This is a genomic window from Methylomonas defluvii (assembly GCF_033949435.1).
Classification (GTDB): domain Bacteria; phylum Pseudomonadota; class Gammaproteobacteria; order Methylococcales; family Methylomonadaceae; genus Methylomonas; species Methylomonas defluvii.
The window spans coordinates 256232-277264 of the sequence record NZ_JAXARY010000001.1 but is presented as its reverse complement, the minus strand read 5'-3'; the positions used below and the strand labels follow the sequence as shown (position 1 = coordinate 277264).

General features: G+C 55.3%; 20 protein-coding genes, 1 pseudogene and 1 riboswitch. Of the genes and pseudogenes, 3 read left to right on the top strand and 18 right to left on the bottom strand.

Annotated elements, in window-relative coordinates; translation table 11 throughout:
• The first annotated feature begins 1 nt into the window (after position 1).
• Both drmC and QLH52_RS01300 read left to right on the top strand, forming a co-directional pair.
• Positions 2–757 carry a DISARM system phospholipase D-like protein DrmC gene (drmC, locus tag QLH52_RS01305; RefSeq protein ID WP_033155955.1) on the top strand — a complete coding sequence of 252 codons (756 nt, stop codon included), beginning with the start codon at positions 2–4 and terminating at the stop codon, positions 755–757.
• 16 nt (positions 758–773) lie between these two features.
• Positions 774–929: pseudogene (locus QLH52_RS01300) on the top strand (HU family DNA-binding protein); the annotation flags it as partial.
• Positions 930–942: 13 nt separating this feature from the next.
• Here the strand turns inward: QLH52_RS01300 and traN are convergent.
• From traN to QLH52_RS01215, 17 genes are all read right to left on the bottom strand, one after another.
• Positions 943–3720, bottom strand: a complete 2778-nt coding sequence (gene traN, locus QLH52_RS01295; protein WP_033155954.1) for a conjugal transfer mating pair stabilization protein TraN — start codon at positions 3718–3720, stop codon at positions 943–945.
• 2 nt (positions 3721–3722) lie between these two features.
• A complete protein-coding gene (locus tag QLH52_RS01290; RefSeq protein ID WP_033155953.1) occupies positions 3723–4751 on the bottom strand; it encodes a TraU family protein in 1029 nt (342 codons plus the stop codon).
• Positions 4748–5947: a TrbC family F-type conjugative pilus assembly protein gene (locus tag QLH52_RS01285; protein ID WP_084153244.1), complete on the bottom strand. Its 1200-nt coding sequence runs from the start codon at positions 5945–5947 to the stop codon at positions 4748–4750. The genes QLH52_RS01290 and QLH52_RS01285 overlap by 4 nt, the downstream gene beginning before the upstream one ends.
• On the bottom strand, positions 5934–6479 hold the full coding sequence (gene lepB, locus QLH52_RS01280; RefSeq protein WP_033155952.1) for a signal peptidase I: 546 nt from the start codon (positions 6477–6479) through the stop codon (positions 5934–5936). Before lepB ends, QLH52_RS01285 begins: the two co-directional genes overlap by 14 nt.
• A complete protein-coding gene (locus QLH52_RS01275; RefSeq protein ID WP_033155951.1) occupies positions 6457–6774 on the bottom strand; it encodes a hypothetical protein in 318 nt (105 codons plus the stop codon). The genes lepB and QLH52_RS01275 overlap by 23 nt, the downstream gene beginning before the upstream one ends.
• Positions 6764–9178, bottom strand: a complete 2415-nt coding sequence (gene traC / locus QLH52_RS01270; protein WP_033155950.1) for a type IV secretion system protein TraC — start codon at positions 9176–9178, stop codon at positions 6764–6766. Before traC ends, QLH52_RS01275 begins: the two co-directional genes overlap by 11 nt.
• A complete protein-coding gene (locus tag QLH52_RS01265; protein WP_033155949.1) occupies positions 9175–9432 on the bottom strand; it encodes an RRXRR domain-containing protein in 258 nt (85 codons plus the stop codon). The genes traC and QLH52_RS01265 overlap by 4 nt, the downstream gene beginning before the upstream one ends.
• Before the next feature lie 11 nt (positions 9433–9443).
• Positions 9444–9743 (bottom strand): TraA family conjugative transfer protein, encoded by a 300-nt coding sequence (gene traA / locus QLH52_RS01260; protein ID WP_033155948.1) that lies wholly within the window; start codon positions 9741–9743, stop codon positions 9444–9446.
• A gap of 131 nt (positions 9744–9874) precedes the next feature.
• Positions 9875–10390, bottom strand: a complete 516-nt coding sequence (locus QLH52_RS01255) for a TraV family lipoprotein (RefSeq protein ID WP_033155947.1) — start codon at positions 10388–10390, stop codon at positions 9875–9877.
• Positions 10387–11211, bottom strand: coding sequence for a DsbC family protein (locus QLH52_RS01250; RefSeq protein WP_319960303.1), 825 nt, complete (start codon positions 11209–11211; stop codon positions 10387–10389). The genes QLH52_RS01255 and QLH52_RS01250 overlap by 4 nt, the downstream gene beginning before the upstream one ends.
• 27 nt (positions 11212–11238) lie before the next feature.
• A complete protein-coding gene (locus QLH52_RS01245) occupies positions 11239–12606 on the bottom strand; it encodes a TraB/VirB10 family protein (RefSeq protein WP_319960302.1) in 1368 nt (455 codons plus the stop codon).
• Positions 12606–13583, bottom strand: coding sequence for a TraK domain-containing protein (locus QLH52_RS01240; protein ID WP_319960301.1), 978 nt, complete (start codon positions 13581–13583; stop codon positions 12606–12608). Before QLH52_RS01240 ends, QLH52_RS01245 begins: the two co-directional genes overlap by 1 nt.
• Positions 13580–14191 (bottom strand): TraE/TraK family type IV conjugative transfer system protein, encoded by a 612-nt coding sequence (locus QLH52_RS01235; protein ID WP_319960300.1) that lies wholly within the window; start codon positions 14189–14191, stop codon positions 13580–13582. The genes QLH52_RS01240 and QLH52_RS01235 overlap by 4 nt, the downstream gene beginning before the upstream one ends.
• Positions 14188–14469: a type IV conjugative transfer system protein TraL gene (gene traL, locus QLH52_RS01230; RefSeq protein WP_319960299.1), complete on the bottom strand. Its 282-nt coding sequence runs from the start codon at positions 14467–14469 to the stop codon at positions 14188–14190. Before traL ends, QLH52_RS01235 begins: the two co-directional genes overlap by 4 nt.
• 325 nt (positions 14470–14794) lie before the next feature.
• Entirely contained in the window at positions 14795–15049 is a 255-nt protein-coding gene (locus QLH52_RS01225; protein WP_083960721.1) for a cysteine-rich CWC family protein, read from the bottom strand.
• 77 nt (positions 15050–15126) lie between these two features.
• Entirely contained in the window at positions 15127–16269 is a 1143-nt protein-coding gene (locus QLH52_RS01220) for a ribonucleotide-diphosphate reductase subunit beta (RefSeq protein WP_319960298.1), read from the bottom strand.
• On the bottom strand, positions 16266–19058 hold the full coding sequence (locus tag QLH52_RS01215; RefSeq protein WP_319960297.1) for a ribonucleoside-diphosphate reductase subunit alpha: 2793 nt from the start codon (positions 19056–19058) through the stop codon (positions 16266–16268). Before QLH52_RS01215 ends, QLH52_RS01220 begins: the two co-directional genes overlap by 4 nt.
• Before the next feature lie 112 nt (positions 19059–19170).
• A riboswitch (cobalamin riboswitch) is annotated at positions 19171–19388 on the bottom strand.
• 361 nt (positions 19389–19749) lie between these two features.
• Here QLH52_RS01215 and QLH52_RS01210 point away from each other — a divergent pair.
• Positions 19750–20091, top strand: a complete 342-nt coding sequence (locus tag QLH52_RS01210) for a hypothetical protein (RefSeq protein ID WP_066986841.1) — start codon at positions 19750–19752, stop codon at positions 20089–20091.
• Between the two features lie 50 nt (positions 20092–20141).
• Here QLH52_RS01210 and QLH52_RS01205 read toward each other — a convergent pair whose 3' ends face one another.
• Positions 20142–21026, bottom strand: a complete 885-nt coding sequence (locus QLH52_RS01205) for a LysR family transcriptional regulator (protein WP_066986838.1) — start codon at positions 21024–21026, stop codon at positions 20142–20144.
• Positions 21027–21033 lie beyond the last annotated feature (7 nt).

The following is a 21033-nucleotide window of genomic DNA, read 5'->3' as shown; positions in this document are numbered from 1 at the left end:
CATGGAGGCATTGCTGGATGCCATCACCGAAGTCGTGACACTGGTGCCTCGTGAAAAAGTCGCTGCCATTGCCAACAGAGTCAGGAATGCAAAATCCAAAGCCATTTCGCTGACTGATTTCGAAAGCACTCATCAAGTGGCGTTTGCTCTCGATCGATTGAAAAAGTCGTGGCAGGCCAGCGAAGTCTCTGCCGGTGAGTTGGCCGCGATGTTGGCCGCCTCGTCTCACACAATCGACAAAATCAGCGCCGAGCAATCCCTGGAACTCGTATGGACCGGACCGACGACACCTTTCGTTTCGGCTCGCCGAACGGAACAAGCATTGCTACAGGTCATCGAGTCAGCCAGAAAATCACTGTTCATCACCAGTTTCGTCGCGTATGACGTATCGTCGATCATCGATGCGCTGAATGCAGCGATTACCCGCGGAGTGAAGGTTTCGATGTTGCTGGAGTCATCACATGATCATGGCGGAAGTGTGAGCATCGACGTGATCGGTAAGATGCGAGAGCTCGTTCCCGAGACATCGCTTTACGCATGGGTCCGAAAATCCGATGTCTTCTCTGGCGGTAGAGTTCATGCCAAGATTGCATTGGCCGATGCCAATTCTTGCTTCATCACCAGCGCAAATTTGACGGGGTTTGCGATGGAAAAAAATATGGAAGCGGGAGTTTTGATCACCGGCGGTCGGGTACCGGTTTTATTGGAACGTCATTTGAATGTGATGATCGAACTAAAAGTTGTTGATAAGGTTTGAAACTGTTGTCGTGTTAGATTCTTTGGCTTTGGTGGGCTTCGCTTCCTTCGAAGTGAAAGAGCGTGCCGAACGCAGCGGCCGCAATCCTCAAACCGGCGAAGCAATCACCATTGCTGCTGCTAAATTACCTTCTTTCAAAGCCGGTAAAGGTTTGAAAGACGCCGTTCAGTAAGCCTCTGGCCGCATTATTGCGGCCCCATACCCCAGCCTTCCAGTTCCGACTGCCGTTTGACCGTAGGGACGTCCAGGTCGGTCATCCGGCCTTGGGTGCGGGTCAAGGTGTCTTGTCGGCCGCTGGAGGCCGCGCCGTATTTCTGCGGATTGAGTCGGCTGCCCGTTCCGGTGAGTTGATCCAGATTCAGCATGGAAGCGGCATTGGCGGCGGACGGCAAATGCCCGGTCTGAGCCAGAATCGCCAACCACTCGTCGAGATTGACCTGTGTCCAGTCCACGCGGTCCAGATCTGCGACTTTAATCCCGGTACAACTGGGAGTTTCCGGCGTCCCAAAATCCATGCCCAGCTGCGGTTTGATTTGTTCGTTGAGGATGCGCGCTAGCGGCGAGTTGTAGCAGCAGTAACTTTCCTTACGCACCCAACACACACCAGCCACCTTGCTCTCGCAATAGGTACCGAGATCCGTGCAGACTTTGAGCTGTTTCTTGGCGGCGAGTTCGTATTCTGGTTCTTCGCAGGAGTAGACGATCTGGATAATCATGATGATGATCATCACCACGGTATAGGCTGTCATCAAGGTGCTGAGCAGTTGTCCTGCCACTGCCGCGCCGCCGCCTAATTGCACACCACCCGATTGCGCGGCGGGTGTGAGATTGCCCGCCGCATCAAATGCTGCCTGACCGCCGGCACTGAACAGTGCGTTACCAGCCGCTTCGCCAAAGGTCTGGCCGATCCATTCCGCCACCGACTTCATCAATTCGCCTTTGAGTGAATCCAGTAAACCTTGCGAGGCAATGTCGCTGGTACTCAGCATGTCGGTGCCGACCAAGTTATTGACGCCCGAAGCAAAATCCGCCTGAAAACTGTTCCAGGCATCGCCGGCCAAGGTAAACGGAGTACGCATGGTTTCCCAGGCGCCCCGGAAGGCGGAGGTGCTGTCCATAGCCATGACGGCACCGTCCATCTGACTGGTGGCGATCAGCAAATCAATATATTGACCTAATCCCATGGCACCCGAGGGCGTTTCGCAGCAATCGACCAGACTGAGCGCGCCACCGACCATTTTGCAACTGGCGGGTTTGCCTTGAAATACCTGGCAGGTAGTCGGATCCTTTTGCTGCAAATCGGCATTGGCATAGTCGCACTGTAAGTCCATCGCCATTTGCTGGGCACTATTGAGTAAGGCGACCGCCTTGCTAAAATCCTGGCTCTGAGTGCGATTCACGCTGATGCACTCTTCGCCCATGCAGCGGATCGGTCCGGCGCATTGTTGTTGGGTGTTGCTTTGAATGCCGGGAATGCCCACCGTTTGCCCGCAGTCGTAGGTATCGACGCTGTCCCAGCAGGTGCCTGAGGCGAGTACACTGGTACATTGGCTTTTGATGAACGAGCAGCCTTTGGTTTCCAATGATTCACAGGTCTTGTTGGGCATACCATTCGCAGGCGGCTCCAAACAGTGGGTGCCGGCGGTGTCGGTCCAACATTGCCCATACTGATTCAAATCGCAATGCCCTGAGGCTTGAATAGCCATGCAGGTATTGCGAATCCCTGACGAACTGGCCACCGGGGCTTGGGCCAAATCTGAGCCGCAGACCATCACTTGCGACGTGGGATCGACGTAACAGCCCGAAGCATTGGCAGGATCGTTCGTGCAACTCAATTGACTGCCAGCCTGGCAAATGCCATCGGTAATTGCATTGGCCAGGTTTTGGCAATTCGGCCCGCTCCAGCTCCATTCGTCCTGGGTGATCAGTTTCGACAGGTCATAACGCAAGCGAATTCGCGAATAACCTTCGCCGCGTCCGGACACGCGGGTTTCTTCTTTGAACACCTTGATGCCGCTACTGTTGAAGGCATACAGCACATTAGTGTTGGGATATTCGTTCCAACTGGTGTAAAGCTCGCAATCCCCGTACCAGCCACTCGACCCGGTATAGATCAATTGATTATCGTAATAGACCCGAGTGTGGTCATCGTACTTGACGTATTCCAGCGTGGCACTGGTGATGGCTTCCGGATGCAAGACCTCGTATTTGACCTGCCAGGTAAACAAGCCGCAATCGGATTCCCAATAATCATCACCGACCCTGCCGACATACAAATCCATACAGCCCGGCCCGCAACTGGAAAACCCGCCGTCGCCACTGACGAAGCGGATCAAGGGCTCGACATTGACTTGGTGAGTGGCGGTGCAGCTTTGCGGCACCGTCGGTTGCCGGAGACAAAGCTGATAATCCGGCACCCGCACCGATTGCTGGGTTTCGGTTTGGGTCGTTGTGGTCGTGCAGTCCGAGAACGACTGTGCCCATGGGGTAAAATCGGCAAACACCTGGTCGCCGGCTTGCCAGATCGGATCGGCGTGTAAGTCCGGGTGTGACTGGTGAGCGTTATCGATCAAGGTGCGATAGGCTTCACCGGTGAAGCTGGTTTCGCCGTTCAAGGCGGTCTGTGCGTCCAACCCGGCTGCGATCGTTCCGGGGTTGTTGCCATAAAGATCGGCAAAGTCTTGGGTCGTAGTCGTGGTGCTATGGGTATCCGGAAACAGGGTGCCTATGGAAATGGCGCTTTCCTGAGCCGTCCCAGGATTCAAGGTCAGCGAACCATTGCCAGTATCGAGCGGAAACGCAAAACCGCCGAGGACTTGCTCGCCCAGTTGCTGGCCATCGCGCCCGGCCGCTTGAATCGCATCCGCCCAGGAGATACCAAACGGTGTCCAGGCCAGCGTCACGCAGAGTATCGCTGAAAGGCTTTGTGTAATTAGTGCTTGCGGTTCAAATATCTGACGCATCGCTATAGGCCAACACAGCAGTCTTGAAAACGCCATAAGATGTATAGATGATCTTCACCTGGCCCTGGATACGTGCGACCCGCACCCCACTTGAAGGTGGTCTCACCAATGGCGTGATTGGACTCGGTTTCGGCGACCGGATAAAACATCGATAGCCGGTATTGCGATTTCGGGATAAAGGGGTAGATATAGCCACCGCACAAAGCATCGTTGCCCGATGTTTTCCAGGCCAACCCGCGCCGATGCAATGACGCCGTCGCCCGCGTGGCCAACAAACTGGTAATTCTGGGATCGGTGCCGTAACTGGTCGGCGAAATGCCGGATAAAGGATACATATGACCCCAAGCACCGGCACACCAGAACAAGGCATCCAATGGATTGCCGGTGGCCGCCGCTGCGGCATCGGCAACACATGCGGAAATGGCCACCGGATTAGCAAACAAGGCTGTTTCCGGACTGGTGAAGAATGCCAGCAAGTCGTTGTTCCAGGTGGGATCGAGTTCTGAGACGTACAACAGATCGAAATCCCGATAGCCATCACTGTTGCAACGACCATCCCAGAACAGGTCCAGCAGGATAGTCAGAGGAAAGGCAAAATAGTGGTAATTGAAAAACGACATCTCGCTGGCATCGAAGTCGGCCTTGCCGGTGGTGGCGATCAATCGCACATTTGAAGCACTGAACTTATGCCCGCCCAGCGCAGGCGAACACCAGGGATTACGAACGATCTCGATCAACCGGGCCGGATTCCATAAGCCCATGGTCATACCGAGTTCCGGAATGTTCATGCTATCGGTACAGAAACAGAACTTCTCGTCGGTAGCGATACTCGGTACAGTGCCGCCACCCAGCGACGCCCCGGCCGCTCGAATCGGAAACAGACAGCTCCAGCAAATATCAGTGATCAGTTTGCCGGACCACAGTTCGGCGTCCGAGCACAACGGATCGACGCTATTGGTGGTGTCGGCATAAAGCGGGGTTGCCAGTGTTATCAAGCCTCCCAAAACCCAAGGGAAAACGAATCGTTTCATGATCGCTCTCCCGAAGAGACAGGCAGTTTTCGTTCATGAACCACTAAGTGGTTACCGGATTGTTCGACGATAGCCGGTACTTGCTGTAATTGAAAACGACTGCGCACATCCGGCGTCAGTAGATACACCGGTGCCTGTAACGCGGTTTCCAAACGTTGCAAGCTGTCCCACCCGGACTGGCGCGGCAGCGACGTGGCCAAATACATCACCCGAGCCTGTTTGTTCTGGCAGGACTGATGTTGAATCAGCTCAACTTGTGCCGGCACAGTGGCATCGAACACCTTCAGGCATAGGCCAAACGGTATCTTATCCAAGGGATTGACGGTTTGTCCTGCTCGGATGATCAGTTGACCATTTGGTGCCGTCAGATCGCGCGGGGCGGTGATGGTCAGATCCACGCTCCGATCACGATCGGCCTGAGCCACCGGCAGCACTTCGAATTTCTGCTGCTCCCAAAACCGAGCGATAGCTTGTTGCTGCTTTTGTTTCCAGTCGATGGCGGCCATCCGGCGTTTGATCTCTTCAAGCAAATCGATTTCAGCAATCTCGCCGACATCGCCCATCGTTCCCAAATCACCTTGTTTGCCGGCTTTAATCTGCTCGTCCAGCCAGGACAGACTGCTGACACCTCGAACGTGTAACCGAGATTTGCCTTCCTGTTCGACAACGATGTCCGGTACTGACGTTACCGACCAGCGCTGAAAACGGGTGGGGTCGATCACGATGTTGGGCAGAGGATCAATGCCTTTCAACAATCGCTTGAGATCGGCCATTAACGCCGGTAGTTTTTGACCAGGCTTTGGGCCGCGCAACACCAGCAATATGTCTTCCCGACCTGCCGATTCTTCGAAGATGCTTTTCAGTGCGGACTCACCCAGCGAGAAGGAAACAAACAACAGCGTGAGTGGCTTGTTCGAAATGGATGTCGGCTGGACGTTTTCCGATCCAGTCGATAGCGCCTCTGTTTGGATCGCTTGCGACGCTTCCAACACTTGTTGCGCCTGGCGTTTCACGTCCAACTGTTCAGATTGGCCATTCAACCAATCGGGCCTAGCCTGGCCTTCCAATGCCTGCAAAATAGCCTGAGAACGTTGCAGCCAAGCTTCTTCTGCCTGAACCGATTGCACACTGAACCAGCAAAGAAAACAGACCGCCACTTGCCGCCAACGAAATTGAGGTGGCTCAAAACAACGCATAGGCCCGTCCAATGACTTGGTGGTCGTAGACATAGCCCCAGTAACGTGAATCGAAGCTTTTGTCGGTTTGTCCGGTTACCCAATAGGCAGCGGGTGGAATGGTTTCATGACGTTTGAATTGGGTCGCGGGCCTTTTGAGTTTCTCGGTCAACGGCAACCCATCAATGACCCGTTCACCGTTGACCGTGGTGTGCTGTGGATCGACGTGAATGGTGTCGCCGGTCACGCCGGCGGCGATTTTGACGATGATCTGCCCATCCTTAAAAAAAGGCGCCATGCGTTCGGCGCGAAAGGCAATCAAATCGCCGCGCCAGATGTCCTTGTTGTGCGTGTCGATCAGGTAAATCCATTTGTCCGGCAGGCAGCGATCGACCTGGTCGTCGCCACCGATCAGAAAACGTTGGCCGATATAGCGCTCCACCGCTAACACCAGCAACAAGATCGGTACCGCCTTGAGTAGAAACTGGGCTAAACGCGGCCGAGAACGGAACCGTGGTTTAATCCTACGTTTAGCGTCCGGCTTGTCGAACATAGACATCCTCCGGAGCAGCCACCACCGCCGTCGAATCGATGACCAGATAACCCGCATCACTGAGCTTTTTGGCCTGACCTTGCCAATCCTCGACGATCTTGGCCATGTGTTCCTGGCTGGCATTGGGCGGTATCGATTGAATCAGCTTGGCGCGATCAAGGACGAACACCGGTGTAACCAGATTCAGGCGCGCCAAGGGTTGTTGTAGCTGCTGTTGTGCCGCCAGCCAACCGCCGATGCCACCCAGACAAGCAGCAATTAGCGTGGTGCTGAGCCATTGCGATTTAGGATCCATAGGTAATCTCCCTGGGTTTGCTGCTGCGGTTGTCGATGAGTTGTTGAATGGCATCACCCAAACTCAAGCCTTGCCGGCGGAGCTGCTTCAAGGCGTTGACGTCTTCGGGTTTGGTGGAGAACAGAATGCGTTTGTAAGGATCGACGATCAGTCGGCCGATGCCGGAACCCATCTCCGTGATGAAGAAAATCTCTGAATAGGCGCCGGGTAAGGTGTGCACGGTTTTTAGCAATTCATAGCCGCCATCCGACAACGGCAATCGACGATCCTGCTTCATGCCTTCGATGACTTCGGCTTTCTGGCCGAGCAAATACATATTCGCCGAATTCTCGACAATGGCGCGGCCGGCGGCATTGCGGTATAAGTCGTTCACCGACTGGGTGATGGTTACCGCCGCGCCACCGTATTTACGAAACCGCCGATAGCCGTGTTCCATAAACTTGGCGACATCGCCTTCGGTGAGCAAATCCCAGGCTTCGTCGATAATGACGATCTTGGGCCTGTTGCGTTCACCGAGATACATTTCCTGCTGGATCTGGTAAATCAGCTGCAGCAAGACCACCTGCTGCAGGTGCTTGCGGCCCTTGAGTTCTTCCAGTTCCAGGACGGTAAAGTCATTCGTGAACTTGGCGTTGTTCTTGCCGTTGAAGTAGCGACCGTATTCGCCTCGGGTGGTGAACGGAAACAACTGCTCGCCGACATCCTTCAAGCGTTGATCGGTTTCGGTACACAGGCATTTTGCAATGTCGTCCACCGACATGGATTGGGCTTTTTCAGTCCACAGTTGCTTCAATATCCGTTTGAGACCTGCGGTTTGAAAGTCGGTGAGTTTCTCGGTTGGCGCAGCCATTTGGCTGACCAAGCCGGCCAGCATGTCGGCTTCCTCCTCGAAGTTCTGCACGATCTCGAAAGGATTCATGCAAATCCCCGAACCGTGAGTGAATTTGACGAAATCGCCTTCCAGCACTTCACAGAGGTTTTCGTAAGATCGACCGACATCGATGGCCCAGATTTGTGCGCCCTCGGTCAGATAGCTAACGATGATCTCGTTGGTCAGAAAGGATTTGCCTTTGCCAGATTCGGCGGCGATACACAGGTTGTAATTGCCGGTGGTATCGAACAACGAGACCGCCATGTGTTCACCGTTGCGTGAGACGAAATTCAAAGTCGGCGTGCCGGTGCCCGCCCAATCGCCGAATAGCGGTAACAACGGAATCGCATGCCGGGTGGCCAAGGTGCGATAGCGTTTCAAATCAGTAATCGCCGAACGTTCCGGCCCAAACGGCAAACAATTCAGAAAAAACGGCAGGCAGAAATACTTGTCTTCCAACAGTTGAAAACCCAGCTCCCGAAAATACACCCGCGCATTGGAGACCGCCGCCGCTTCTTCAGCTTCGTCGCAAAACAGCAGCACGCCGAAATAGGCCCGGATTGGCCGGTCGCCGTCATGGTAGGCGTCGAATAACACGTCGAAATGGTGTTTGCGTTGGACCAACACCGGCAGGAAGTGAGCAATCGGCGTATTGACCTGGTTGGTAATGAATTGCCTAACGCCTTCTTGTTTTGACCGGGTCGATTCGGCATCCGGGTAATGCAAGGTCAGACTGAGCAAAGCATTCTGGCGGATGCCACGGGTACCGGACAGAATGTCGCCCAAATAGCTTTTGGCGCTGCCGAAGTAAAAATGATCGGGTGTGCGTTTGGCGGATAGTGTCTTGACGCGCTTATGTCCCAGCCACAGACCTTTTTCATCGAGTTCGAGGGCGTTGTCGTAATCCAGCAATTGGTCGCGGATCAGTTGGGTCGGATCGCATTCGGGTACCACCCGATCTTTCCAGCCGGCATCGGGCTGCCAGTTGAGAATCGTGTTCAGAATGCGCACATACTGATCGGCGCCCAATAGTTCCGGATACAGGCCGATGGTCGACAGCGATTGCTGCGTGGCCATTTGCAATTCGCTGGCACGACGGATGTCTTGTTCACTGGGTCTTGGATAGGCCATCGGCAATTTGACCGTGACCAGAATATGACTGCGCCGCAGGCGTGCTCCGGAGATCGCTTCCGGCGGTTTGGTGGTGCCTTGCCGCAAGAACTCGATACTGGCTTGGGTCATGGTTTTATAGGTCGGTTTTTGCTGTTTCAAACGCCGGGTTTGCATGATGGCCAGCGATTCCTCGATGTCCGGTGAGGTCCACAGTGACACTTGTAAGAGCGTTTCCGGCGGCCAGTCCTGATTCAGTAAAACGTTGACCCGAGCCGACACGCTGGCATCGGCGCCGGTCATCGGCCGGCACAGAAAGCCGAAGCCAATACTGCTATCGGCCATCAGAAACAGATGATGGTCGTATTCGTAGGCCAGTACCGTGAACAACTGATCGGCACGTTGGCGTTGCGAGTTAGTCATGGTGCGTGATCCTCTTCGTAAATTTTCTGCAAGGCTTCGGCTGGGTATTCCGGATTTAAACGAATCGTAAAGGGATGCCGGCAAACGCGAACCGCACGTTTTTTGCGTGATAACTGCCGGGCTCTGGCCGGATGGCAAGGGTTGATTGGCTGGCCGTTGACGTCTTGGACCCTGACGGTCCGCTTATCGTGTGCCAATGAAGCAAGGCGGCGGTTGCCCGCCGCAGTCTCGGTATCAATAATTGAACCGGTCATCGTGGTAAGGCCTAAATCGTGGCAGTCACGATATTGGTGATAATGGTCGGTGCCGCAAACAGGCCGACACCACTGGCAATCCCCAGCACAAAGCCCATGATGCTGCCGCGTACGACACCGGCGACCAGGCCGACGATGACGAACACGATGGCAATGATCCGACCAAGCAAGCCTTCAACCCAGCCAGTGAGCAAGGTCCAGACGGTGTTGAACTCGGTACCGCCGGTACCGGCCATGGCATCATTGGCCATCAACATAAACAATAACGATGCCAGGGCCATCAAGACCCCGCTTCGATTTGACGCTTTCATCAAAAATATCCTCATTCAGGTTAAGAGACGGTTGCCCGTCGAATCTCGGAGGGTTAGTCCGGCAGGTTTTAAGCGGTTGTCCGCTCAGTCTCGCAGGGTGTGTGGGACCTGCGGTTAAATGGGTTGCCCCATCAAGGCAATGATTTGCTCAATCCATTGACTGGACGCTCGTCGTCCCCGGTATCGACATTGGCGCGTCTCTCCGGTGGACGTTGTTCGACTTGCAGCGGGATCAACGAAGAACTGGTTGTCGAAGCCGCCTTGCCGATCATCCAACGCCTGTGTTCCAGTTCGGTGTAGACATAGTTGGACACCATCAAATCGCCGTCTGCATCTTCCCAAGGCGCGATCCAGATGCGCATGACCTGTGAGGGTGTACGAATCGGTGTGGGATCTTCGATCTTGGGCACGGGTTGCTGTAACGGTAGTGCGAGTGCCGGTGTTGAGGTTGACTCCGAACTGGGGATATTTTCCGGAGGTGCTTCGGTTATCGCCGTATTAGTGACTTGGTAAGCCTGCGTCGTCGACAGACAGCTCGGCTCGTCAGGCATGCCTTTGCAGCCGTAATCGGTGGTGGCGCAGCCGCTGAAAATGCTGATCAATAGCACGGCTAAGCCATAACGTGACATTGAAGGTAAGGCGTTCATGGCTTATTCTCCGGTGCGTTTGCGTTTTGGGCGTTTGTATCGGGCGTCGTTGCCAGACTGGATGACGGTTTCGGTTTATCCGCTAACCAATCAGCTAACGATTCCGGCGCGCCACTGTGGGTGCGTCCGTCAGGCGCAATCAGAAACGGCACACCCTTCAAATCGAATAACTTGGCGGTGACCACGGCTTTTTGCAGTGGCTCTTTGTTGCACTGCACCGGCGGTTCGGTCGGCAAGCCCGCGTAATCCTGTTTCAACAGTCGCTCGCGCACAGCGCCTTTGGCCTTGGTATCGTTGGTGCCCAATTGACACGCCAGTTGCACGACGATGTTTTGCGATTCGGGGCCGAGGATGGGGACCATCACCAGTTTGAAGGTGTATTGGTCTTGCAAGGCTTGCAGGTCTTTCATCACCTTGCCGCAATATGGGCAACGCGGATCGATGAAAACCAGCACCTGGCCTTTGCCGTGGCCGACAGTCAGGGCGCCAAGATCATCAGCCTTGAGTTTCATCCGCGATAGGTCGATGCGGTTGGCGATTTTGTCGATATCGGCCAGTTCCTTGATCTCCTGTTGAGTCCAGATGTCCATCAATTTGCCGCCGTAAAAGGCAAAGCGACCGTTGCTGGAAATAAACACCGCCTGCTCGCCGGACTTGACCATCTTGAGACCTGAGATCGGTAAGTCCTGCATGCCGTCGATTTTGATCGACAAAAGGCCTGAGGCAATGTCCGAGACCGGCGGTTTTGGCGGGTTGGCAGCCAGGGCCATGGAGGCACCCAATAGCGTGAGCAGTAATAGTGGTATGCGGCGTAATGTCATAACGACCTTTGGGTTGGGATTAAGGAATCAACTCGGTGACTTCAGCTTCAGCGCAGTGCCTTTTTGCACGATGAAGTTGACCTGGCGGGTGGCATCGACTTCGATGACCGGGTAAATTTCTTCGGCCATGTCCATGTAAAAATGCGACAACCGTTCCATGGCATAGCCAGCACCTTTCAATGCGCCGCCTTCCATCGATTGCGAGGAAAAGGCGCTTTGGAACGGCGTGGTTCCGGATAGCGCACCCAGACCGCCGGTCATCAGCACCGGGATCTGGTTACGACCGAAGGCATCGGAGAAGCCGCGTAAAAAGCCAGCCATCATTGATTGGGCAAGCAGCGCACCTTGTTTAGAAACGACGCGACCGCGCACCCCGTTTTTGCCGTCTTCGCCGGTGGCATAGGCATTCATCGGCACTTCGATCACGCCGCCATCCTGGCGGACACAGGAAAAGGTCTCACCGCGAAAATAGGCGCGCTCAGCACTCAAATCGCCAAAGCCGGCAGCCAACAGAAAGCACTCGCGGACATCGGCATGGAATCGGTTGGGCAGAATGGCTTCCTTCTTGATCCGGAACAGCACCGGCATGGGTTCTTTCTTGGCTTTGCGGCCGGTCGGGGCATCCAGACCATTCAGCAATACGCCGGTTAAAATGCTGCCGGCAGGGATAAAGACGTCGCTGTTGGCGTGGCCTTGCGACTGGCCGTGAGGGGCAGCGTCTTTGTCTTTACCGTTGGACTGCTCGGCGCCTTCCTGGATGACGCGAATCTGCATCACCGCCGCCGCTTGGCTGTTGGCTCTTCCTCCCGAGACACCGGCATTGCCGGGTGTCGGTCCAGGAATAGCCGCTTGCTCGAAAACGCGATTGAGATCGTCTTGCCCATTGTCGAACGGTGGGTTGTTTGGGCGGCGGTTTGATGGTCTTCCGGGTACCGGCTGATCCAATGGTGCTTGGTTGTTGTCGACTTGGGTGCCGGTCGTTGGCGGTGTAGAGGCTTTGTTCTTCAACGACTCGACTTCACCGGTGACGGCCTGGAGTTTGGCTTCATAGGCTTCCCGTTCGGCGGAGGTCCATTGTTTGAAACGCAGTTCGTCGGATTGCTGTTCCCTGCGTTGCTGTTCTTCGATGGCAGCCAGCCGGCGAGCTTGCTCGTCGTTCTTCTGCAGCAGATCGCGCAATTGTGCGGAAATGCCGTCGATGCCCAACGAGCGCGGATCACTATCGGTCAGGATGTGTTGGATGGTCGCCTGTTTACTCAGCGGTTTGCTGACTTCCGGGGTGACGGTGGCTAGCGCGATGATAACGGCCAACAGCACGGTACCGATGCCGCCGACGGACAGATTGCGTTTGGCGGTTGGGCTCAAGCGTGTCCACCATGCATCTACGACCGCCATTACCGTTGCCCCCCATTCAACAATGAAGGCCGCAAACTGACTGACGCCTCAGGCGATTGTCGAACCACGACATATAATTCGGTGGCTTCCTGGGGTTTCAATACCACGTTGGGCCAGACCGACACGGCGAGCACGTCTTGCTGCGTCGTTGCACAGCTGCGTTCGTCGAACTCGAGCATGTCGCTGCCGGTATTCTTGGCAAGTCCAACCAAAATCAATCGGTCCTGGCCTTCCAGGACTTGGCCGGTTTTGATCTGCACGCGGTCTTGCAGGCAGCGAATTTGCTCCTGCAGCTTCGGTTCGCGGAGTGAATAACCGGCTGGGGTCTTTTGCAAACCCAAATCCCGAAACAACGTTTTTAGCTGGCTGATGTAGGCTTGTTCCTGTTGGCCAGAATTTCGATTACCGGCATCCGAGCGTTGCCATTGGTTCAGCAGTTGGTAGCTGTCTTTATCCAGATCGAGGTGAATTTCCCGCGCCGGAATCCGTTTGGGGATCAGGGTGAGCGATAGCGCAATATCCTGGTTGTCGCCGGGGGTGATGTATAAGGTGACTGGCGTTTCATCCGAGGTGGCGACATAAACGATTTTGCCTTTAGTGCTGGTAGTCGCCTGGCTGGTGGTCGTGACCACAGGATGCTCGAACGGCGTGACCAGGCGATTCAAGTGGCCGACGGCAATTGGCATCAGTTCGTTGATGCCGGGTTTAACCGCGATGTGTTGGGGGCCGATGGACGTGGCTGAAACTGAGTTTGACGCTGCCGCTTGTTGTTTGGCGGCTTTCAATATGCTGGCATCGACCGGTGGTAACTCGATGCCTAAGTCTGGCTGCGACGAGGCAACCGGCTGTGATGGCGATGCGGGTGACTCTTCGGCCACGGTGGTGACCGGCGGTAATACCGTCACCGGTAACTCATCAGCGGCCCAACTGCCCTGGGTGAAGGTCGCTAGTAGCCAAGGAAAAAAGAGTCGTTTCATGGATGATCCTCATGTGGTTGGCCTTGAGTGGCTTTCAAACGGGCCAGGGTTCTGGGGGAATCCGGATACACGTCGATGTATTCCAGCCGGGGGCGATAGTTTTTGATGGCGATGATGAATTCGTAGGTACGTGGTTTGACGTCCGGTTTGGAACTGGGACCTTGGCTTTTGAGTTCGCCGCTGACAAAGACTTTGTTGGTCTCGGCTTCGTAATCGACGTGACGCGGAGTGAAACTGATCGCGACCCTGTCCATTTTGATGGCCTTGATTTGATCGCTCATGGCATCCAGGACACTGCGGTAAATATCCGGCGCCAATATCGGTTCGACCGCGGTTTTCAGAAAATCGGCATTGGCCGGCGTGGTGTTGCCGAGGAGTTCTGCCAGGAACAAGCCCCACGATTCCTTGAACTCGCTGGATGCCTGGCTGCGCGTCACTTCGACTTCCTGCGTCAAGCTCGGTGGCACCAGAATGATGCTGCGCTCGGTGCGCCAGGCGGCCAGCGAGGTAATCACGCAAATGACCAGCAGGCCGATGATGACGACGCGGCTAAACCGGTTCTCGGTCTCGTGGCCGTCCCAGGTTTGCAGAAAATCCGACCATCTCATGGCAGGAACCTGCGGATGTAAGGATTGGGTATGGTCTGTGCCCGACTCGGCAACAGTCCAAGCCAGTACAACGCATGCAAGGTATAGCCGTCAGGCCGGTTGTCGCGGAAACGCCGGTAAAATTTGACCGCAATGAACCCGAGCGCCAGGCCGGGGAGGAAGTGATCGATCAACATGCCGGTGAGCATACTCACCATGAAGGGTACGATCTCGTCCGCACTCCACAGCAGAATGTGGATCGGATCGTCGATTGATTGGGGGATGGCAACGGGTTCCATAATGACCTCCGGTTGGGATGGTCATTATTGTGAAGAGAATTTTCGGGAGGTCGTTTTCGAAATCGCGATAATTATTGCGATTTCGTTAATTGGGCAAAAAAAGTTTGAAATTTGTGTTGGCTTAGAGGTGTATACACCGACGAAACCGCCCCTCTTTTTTTGCGACATTCAGAAAAATGAAAAACTTGTTCGTAAGCGGCTGGTTTTGGCACCTAAGCTGACTTTACTGCCCCCCTATTCTTTTTCCGTAAATGCATGAATTTGAGCTCATGTCTCCGGTTTCACAGTAATTCGCAAAGCCCCTGTAGAAACGGCCAACTCTTGGTTATTTTAGCGACGTTACAATAGCTTCCAACTCTTTCAAGCAATTCAGGCACAAACATTCGTCGTAAAGTTGGCGGACATACTCAATCGTTTCAAAGGACAAACAAACGTTCGAGCAATCACAGCGATGAATGCGATTGGCCTTACAAATAAATTGCTCCTGACAACGCGGGCAATGTTTTGCTTCATGTTTGCTATCAGAATATTTGCTGAACAAGAGGGTTCTCCAGTGAAAAATCAGCAAGCAAAAACGCATTACTCGCTACTTGAAATAGCGGATTCAGGGTAGCTGCGACCGCCTCGGTTTTGCCGATTTTCGGCTGCTCTAGCCGCCTATTCCCAAACCAACGCTCCACCGGTCTGATATTCCGTCACCCGCGTTTCGAAAAAATTTTTCTCCTTGCGCAGATTGGCTTGTTCGTCCAGCCACGGCAATACGTTTTCGGCGCCTGGGAAGGGTTCAGTAAGGCCGACTTGGCGGGCGCGGCGGTTGGCGACGTGGCGGAATTGCTCGACGTGCAAGCCGGCGTTGTAGCCCAGTATCGGTTCGCGCAGGATGTAGCCGGCGTAAGCCGTTTCGGCGGCTTCGGCTTCGTCCCACATTTGCCTTAGCGCTTGCGGGTCGAGCGTCAAGTTTTCTTCTTCCAGCAGTTGCCGAACCACGCGGATGCCGAAGGCACAGTGCAGCACTTCGTCGCGCATGATGTATTGCAGTTGCTCGGCAGCCCCTTTCATCAAGCCGCGTAGCTGCAACGCGAATATCGGACTGAAGCCGTTGTAAAACCAGCAGCCCTCGAACACGGCGGCGAAGAACAGATAGGCCATCGCGAATTCGTGCAGCGCGTCGCGATCGGTCAACGGCTGGCCGGATTGCAACACGCCCTGCAAGCGGCGGTTGGCCACGGCGATCTTGCCGTGGATTTCTGGCACCACCCGGTAACGGTTGTAGATTTCGCGCTGGTCGATCCCCAGGGTTTCGATGCAGTGCTGGTAAGTCCAGGTGTGCAGCGCTTCCTCGTAAACTTGCCGGGCCTGGTAGATTTGCAGTTCCGGCGCGCTCATTTTCTCCATCACCGCCAGGCCGATGTTGCGCATCGCCAGAATATCCGAGGTGGTTAAGTAAGCCAGCACGTTCTCGAACACATGGCGCTCGGCCGGCGTCAATTTGTGTTGGTAATCGTGCACGTCCTGCGCCATCGAGATTTCCAGCGGCGTCCAGTGGTTGCGGTTGGCATTCAGGAAAAACGACCAAGCCCACGGGTATTTGAACGGCGCCAGTTGATTGATGTCGGCTTGGCCGTTGACCACCCGTTTCTGTTCAGGATCGACGGCCGCCATTGTCGAGCCCGTGGCTACATAGGTTTGGCTGTCTACATTGTGACTCACAGGCTGTGTGGTCGAGTTGATCGATGCCCCGATACTTGCGGACGAAGAAACAGGTGTATCCCAATCGTCAAAGCTTAACGTAGTCTTCATTGGCAAGCCTCGCAATCCGGGTCGGCAATCGAACAGGCCTTGGGTGCGGTCTCGTCGGCACCGGTTTTTTCCATCGAGGTGGCACCCAAGGTGCGCAGGTAATAGGTGGTCTTCAAGCCCCGTTGCCAGGCCAACCGGTACAACTGGTCCAGTTTGCCGCCGGTCGGTGCGGCTACATACAGATTCAGCGATTGCGACTGGTCTATCCATTTCTGCCGGCGGGCGGCGGCTTCGACCAACCATTCCGGCTCGATTTCGAAGGCGGTGGCATAGCGGGCTTTAATCCCGGCGGGCACCCGCTCGATGGCGGCCAGCGAGCCGTCGAAGTATTTCAGATCGGCGACCATCACCGCATCCCATAAATCCAGCGCTTTCAACTCTCGGACCAGTGCGGCGTTGACCACGGTGAACTCGCCTGACAGATTGGATTTGACGTATAAATTTTGATAGACCGGCTCGATGGACGCCGACACACCGACAATGTTGGAAATGGTCGCGGTTGGCGCAATCGCCACGCAATTGGAGTTGCGCATGCCGACTTGGGCAATGCGCTCGCGCAACGCTTGCCAATCCAACTGCCCGCCGGTCGGCACACCCAGATCGCCGCGCGTTTCCGCCAAGCGTTCCAGGGTATCCGGCGGCAACAAGCCTTGCTGCCACAAACTGCCGGCAAAACTGCCGTAACGGCCGCGTTGCTCGGCCAGATCGGCCGAGGCTTGATAAGCGTGGTAAGACAGCAATTCGGCCGAATAGTCGGCAAACTCCAAGGCTTCTCGGCTGGCATAAGCGATACCCAATTGGTGCAGGCAATCGGCGAAACCCATCATGCCCAGTCCGACCGGGCGGTGGCGCAGGTTGGCGTTGCGCGCTTTAACCGTGGCGTAGAAATTGATGTCAATGACGTTATCCAACATACGCATCGCGGTAGCGATGGTGCGTTGCAATTTATCGGCGTCCAATTGCCAAACCCCGTTGTGTTCGGCCAGATGCGCGGCCAGATTCACCGAGCCCAAATTGCAGACCGCGGTTTCATCGTTAGAGGTGTTCAGCGTGATTTCGGTGCACAGATTGGAGCTGTGAATCACCCCGGCATGCTGCTGCGGCGAACGCAGATTGCAGGCGTCCTTGAAGGTAATCCACGGATGGCCGGTTTCGAACAGCATGGTCAGCATCTTGCGCCAAAGCTGCACCGCGCCGATGCGCTTGCATAACTTGATCTCCCCGCGCACGGCCTTGGCTTCGTAAGCTTGATAAGCCTCGGCGAAGGCAGCGCCGTAAAGATCGTGCAAGTCCGGCACGTCGACCGGCGAAAACAAGGTCCAGTCGCCGTTACCTTGCACCCGCTGCATAAAAAGGTCCGATACCCAGGCGGCGGTGTTCATGTCATGCGTGCGGCGACGCTCGTCGCCGGTGTTTTTGCGCAGTTCCAGAAATTCTTCAAAATCCAGATGCCAGTTTTCCAGGTAGGCACAGACCGCTCCCTTGCGCTTGCCGCCCTGGTTGACCGCGACGGCGGTGTCGTTGACCACCTTTAAAAACGGAATTACCCCCTGGCTGTGGCCATTGGTGCCTTTGATCCGGCTGCCTAGCGCCCGCACCGGGGTCCAGTCGTTGCCCAGGCCGCCGGCGTATTTTTGCAACAGCGCGTTTTCCTTGATGCTTTGGTAAATGCCGTCGAGATCGTCGGATACCGTGGTCAGGTAGCACGACGACAGCTGGGAATGGCGGGTGCCGCTGTTGAACAAGGTCGGCGTTGAACACATAAAGTCGAAGCTCGATAGCAGTCGGTAAAATTCGATAGCGCGCGCTTCGCGGTCGACCTCATTCAACGCCAGTCCCATCGCCACCCGCATGAAAAAGCACTGCGGCAATTCGATGCGGCGGCCTTCGATATGTAGAAAGTAACGGTCGTACAGGGTTTGTAGGCCCAGATAATCGAATTGCAGATCGCGCTCAGCTAGCAGTGCTCCACCCAATCTTTCCAGATCGAACTCGGCCAGACGCGGGTCGAGTAACTCGGCGGCGACGCCGGCGGCGATGAAGTCGGCAAAGCAGCCGGCGTAACGTTCGCCCATGTTGGCTTGCGTCAAGGCCAAGCCGGTCGCTTCCAGGCGCAGATTGCTCAACAGCAAACGCGCGGCGACTTTGGTGTAGTTCGGTTCGGCTTCGATCAAGGTGCGCGCCGCTAACACCAAGGCCTGACGCACCGCCTCCAACGGCATCCCATCGTACAGATTGGTCAGAGTTTCGCTCCAGACCCGCTCGGCGTCGACGTCAACCAAATCCGCACAGACCTCGCGGCACAGCGCGATGAACGCGGCGCTATCCAGCAACCGGCGCTGGCCGTGATCGTCCACCTGCAAAACGGGTGTGGCATGGTCGATTGCTTGCTGGGCCGCGCGCTGCTCGGCGTGCTTTTCCCGATAGAGTACATAAGCGCGGGCCACGTCGTGGGCCCCGGAACGCATCAATGCCAGTTCCACTTGGTCCTGAATATCTTCGATATGTACAGTGCCGCCGCCCGGCAAACGTCGCGTCAATGCCTCGACCACACTGGCGGTAAGTTGCGCAACCTGATCGCGGATTCCGGATGAATTCACACTGTGTTGGCCTTCAACCGCCAGAAAGGCCTTGGTGATGGCGATGGCGATTTTTTCCGGCTGAAAGGCGACCACGGCACGATTGCGGCGAATGACTTCCAAGCCGCTATCCGTCGGATACGAAGAGGCGTGTTTAACGGGCTCGACAGGGTCGGGATAAAAGCTGGCGGGTTGAGGGGCGGTATCCATGTGTTTCTCCACGAAGGGAGCGGGGACATGAAGCAGCAACGGCAGGCGCATGATTGAGTGATCGTCCAATCGGCATCGCATGCCATCGTCCTCGGAGACACCCCGCTCCCGATTGATTAAAGTTTCGAGGGCAGGTCTCCTGGCTTTCGGGTCGCCGCTTAGGTTCGGCCTTCCCGGACTCGCGTCCAGTGGCACGGGGTGAACCTAAACTCGCCGATTACAGTTGCGGGGGCAGCTCCGGCTTTCCGGCGATCATGCGAAAAACGCAAAATCGCCGACCGGATTCCCTTTTAATCCCCTTCGGGGGGAACCGTCTTGGGTCGGTAGTTTAGGCAGGCATAGTGACTGTGTCAAGCCAGAATCACTATATGTAGTGATTTTATTGATTTAATTTAACTACATACTGTGCTCTCATAGATCGTTCAAGCAAAGCTCGACTTCCAGGCACACGCCGCCAAAACATTGGAACAACCACTGCCGCAAACAAATTCGCCAGTAAGTCGCTAAAACGTGTAATCAAACAAAAAAACCTTATTGTTTTCAGGTTTAATTCAGGTACTCCTGTTAATTTGTCAACGGTACGAGGAGCGATGCAGCAAACAATGTACCTACCGCAACCTCAGCGCTACTTACCGAAGCATCAAGCTCTTTTGTAGCCTGGGAAATTTCTTACCGAGTCAAATTAAAAGATATGAAACCGAAAAATTTTCTAACTGCAATTATTCTATTCTTTCTCTCACTCAGTGTTTTCGCTGCGGGATCCGCGATGAACGAGGACTTTTCCAATTTGATCGCGTTGTCCCAAAACGCAATTGAAGCGAGTAAGGCCAATGATTCGGCGGTATTTTTGGAAAAAGTCACTGCCGCTGTCGATGCTTACAAGGTTCAAGAAGAAGCGAGTAAGAGCTACTCGATTCACTTGCCGCGTGCCGGTAAACAACTTAAAGCTGCATTGAAAGCGGCCAAAGCCGGGAGCATTAGCGAAGGCGTGACCGACTTGGAAAACGCCATCGCCGAAATGGAAAAGAAATAAATCAGACCCATCAAATTCCGAAGCGCATCGATTAAACGATGCGCTTCGCCTCAACCCACCGCCTTAGCGGCATGTTCCACCAGCCAGCGTAAATACTCCAGCTCGGCATCCTCGTGTCGGCAAGCCAGATACATGGTCTTCGCTATGGGTAGACCGGCGAAACGCAAGCCGGTCAGACCGAGTTTGGCGGATTTGTCGGCCAGTAGCCATTCCGGCAGCAGGCAAACGCCACGGCCGGCGGCGGCCAGTTGCAGCATGATGTCGGTTTCCTCGACTTGAATATGGGCGGCGGGCTCGATGCCAGCCGGTTGCAGCACCTTGCGGAACATGTCCAGCCGCTCGCGGGCCACCGGGTAGGTCAACACGGTCTCGCCGCGCAGATCGGCCGGCGTTATTTCCGCTCGGCCGGCCAGCGGATGGCTATCGGGCACGATCAACACCAGTTGGAAATCGAACAGCGGCTGGTAGCTGAGCAGGCCGTTATCCACCGGGTCGGAGGTCAGCACGGCGTCCAGCTTGTATTGGCGGATGGCTTCGAACGATTCGAAGCGGTAGCGAGATGTGACTTCGACGGTCAAATCCGGCCACGCGCGCAGATAGGGTTGCAGAATGTTGCGAAACCACTCATAGCAGGCATGGCATTCGATGCCTATCGTCAATTTGCCGGTCTTGCCTTTGGCCAACTGCGCCAAATGGCTTTCCGCCGAATCGACGGTGGCGATCACCGATTCGGCCACCTCGGACAAATAACGCCCGGCCTGGCTCAATACCAGCGAGCGGCCCTGCTTGTACCACAGCGTGACGCCCAGGCGTTGTTCCAGGTTTTTGATTTGATGCGACAGCGCCGATTGGGTCAGATGCAGGGTTTCGGCGGCGGCGCTGAGGGTGCCGTGGCGTTTTAACGCCAGCAGGATGCGCAGGTGGATCAATTCCATATTGATG

Excerpts from the sequence above, each read along its gene's own strand:
- QLH52_RS01205 (WP_066986838.1), bottom strand. The coding sequence starts at position 21,026 with ATGGAATTGATCCACCTGCGCATCCTGCTGGCGTTAAAACGCCACGGC.
- QLH52_RS01255 (WP_033155947.1), bottom strand. The coding sequence starts at position 10,390 with ATGAACGCCTTACCTTCAATGTCACGTTATGGCTTAGCCGTGCTATTG.
- QLH52_RS01225 (WP_083960721.1), bottom strand. The coding sequence starts at position 15,049 with ATGCGTTTTTGCTTGCTGATTTTTCACTGGAGAACCCTCTTGTTCAGC.
- QLH52_RS01215 (WP_319960297.1), bottom strand. The coding sequence starts at position 19,058 with ATGGATACCGCCCCTCAACCCGCCAGCTTTTATCCCGACCCTGTCGAG.
- lepB (WP_033155952.1), bottom strand. The coding sequence starts at position 6,479 with ATGTTCGACAAGCCGGACGCTAAACGTAGGATTAAACCACGGTTCCGT.
- QLH52_RS01245 (WP_319960302.1), bottom strand. The coding sequence starts at position 12,606 with ATGGCGGTCGTAGATGCATGGTGGACACGCTTGAGCCCAACCGCCAAA.
- traN (WP_033155954.1), bottom strand. The coding sequence starts at position 3,720 with ATGCGTCAGATATTTGAACCGCAAGCACTAATTACACAAAGCCTTTCA.
- QLH52_RS01290 (WP_033155953.1), bottom strand. The coding sequence starts at position 4,751 with ATGAAACGATTCGTTTTCCCTTGGGTTTTGGGAGGCTTGATAACACTG.
- QLH52_RS01250 (WP_319960303.1), bottom strand. The coding sequence starts at position 11,211 with ATGACATTACGCCGCATACCACTATTACTGCTCACGCTATTGGGTGCC.
- traA (WP_033155948.1), bottom strand. The coding sequence starts at position 9,743 with ATGAAAGCGTCAAATCGAAGCGGGGTCTTGATGGCCCTGGCATCGTTA.
- traL (WP_319960299.1), bottom strand. The coding sequence starts at position 14,469 with ATGGAACCCGTTGCCATCCCCCAATCAATCGACGATCCGATCCACATT.
- QLH52_RS01265 (WP_033155949.1), bottom strand. The coding sequence starts at position 9,432 with ATGACCGGTTCAATTATTGATACCGAGACTGCGGCGGGCAACCGCCGC.
- traC (WP_033155950.1), bottom strand. The coding sequence starts at position 9,178 with ATGACTAACTCGCAACGCCAACGTGCCGATCAGTTGTTCACGGTACTG.
- QLH52_RS01275 (WP_033155951.1), bottom strand. The coding sequence starts at position 6,774 with ATGGATCCTAAATCGCAATGGCTCAGCACCACGCTAATTGCTGCTTGT.
- QLH52_RS01240 (WP_319960301.1), bottom strand. The coding sequence starts at position 13,583 with ATGAAACGACTCTTTTTTCCTTGGCTACTAGCGACCTTCACCCAGGGC.
- QLH52_RS01220 (WP_319960298.1), bottom strand. The coding sequence starts at position 16,269 with ATGAAGACTACGTTAAGCTTTGACGATTGGGATACACCTGTTTCTTCG.
- QLH52_RS01210 (WP_066986841.1), top strand. The coding sequence starts at position 19,750 with ATGAAACCGAAAAATTTTCTAACTGCAATTATTCTATTCTTTCTCTCA.
- QLH52_RS01235 (WP_319960300.1), bottom strand. The coding sequence starts at position 14,191 with ATGAGATGGTCGGATTTTCTGCAAACCTGGGACGGCCACGAGACCGAG.
- drmC (WP_033155955.1), top strand. The coding sequence starts at position 2 with ATGGAGGCATTGCTGGATGCCATCACCGAAGTCGTGACACTGGTGCCT.
- QLH52_RS01285 (WP_084153244.1), bottom strand. The coding sequence starts at position 5,947 with ATGCGTTGTTTTGAGCCACCTCAATTTCGTTGGCGGCAAGTGGCGGTC.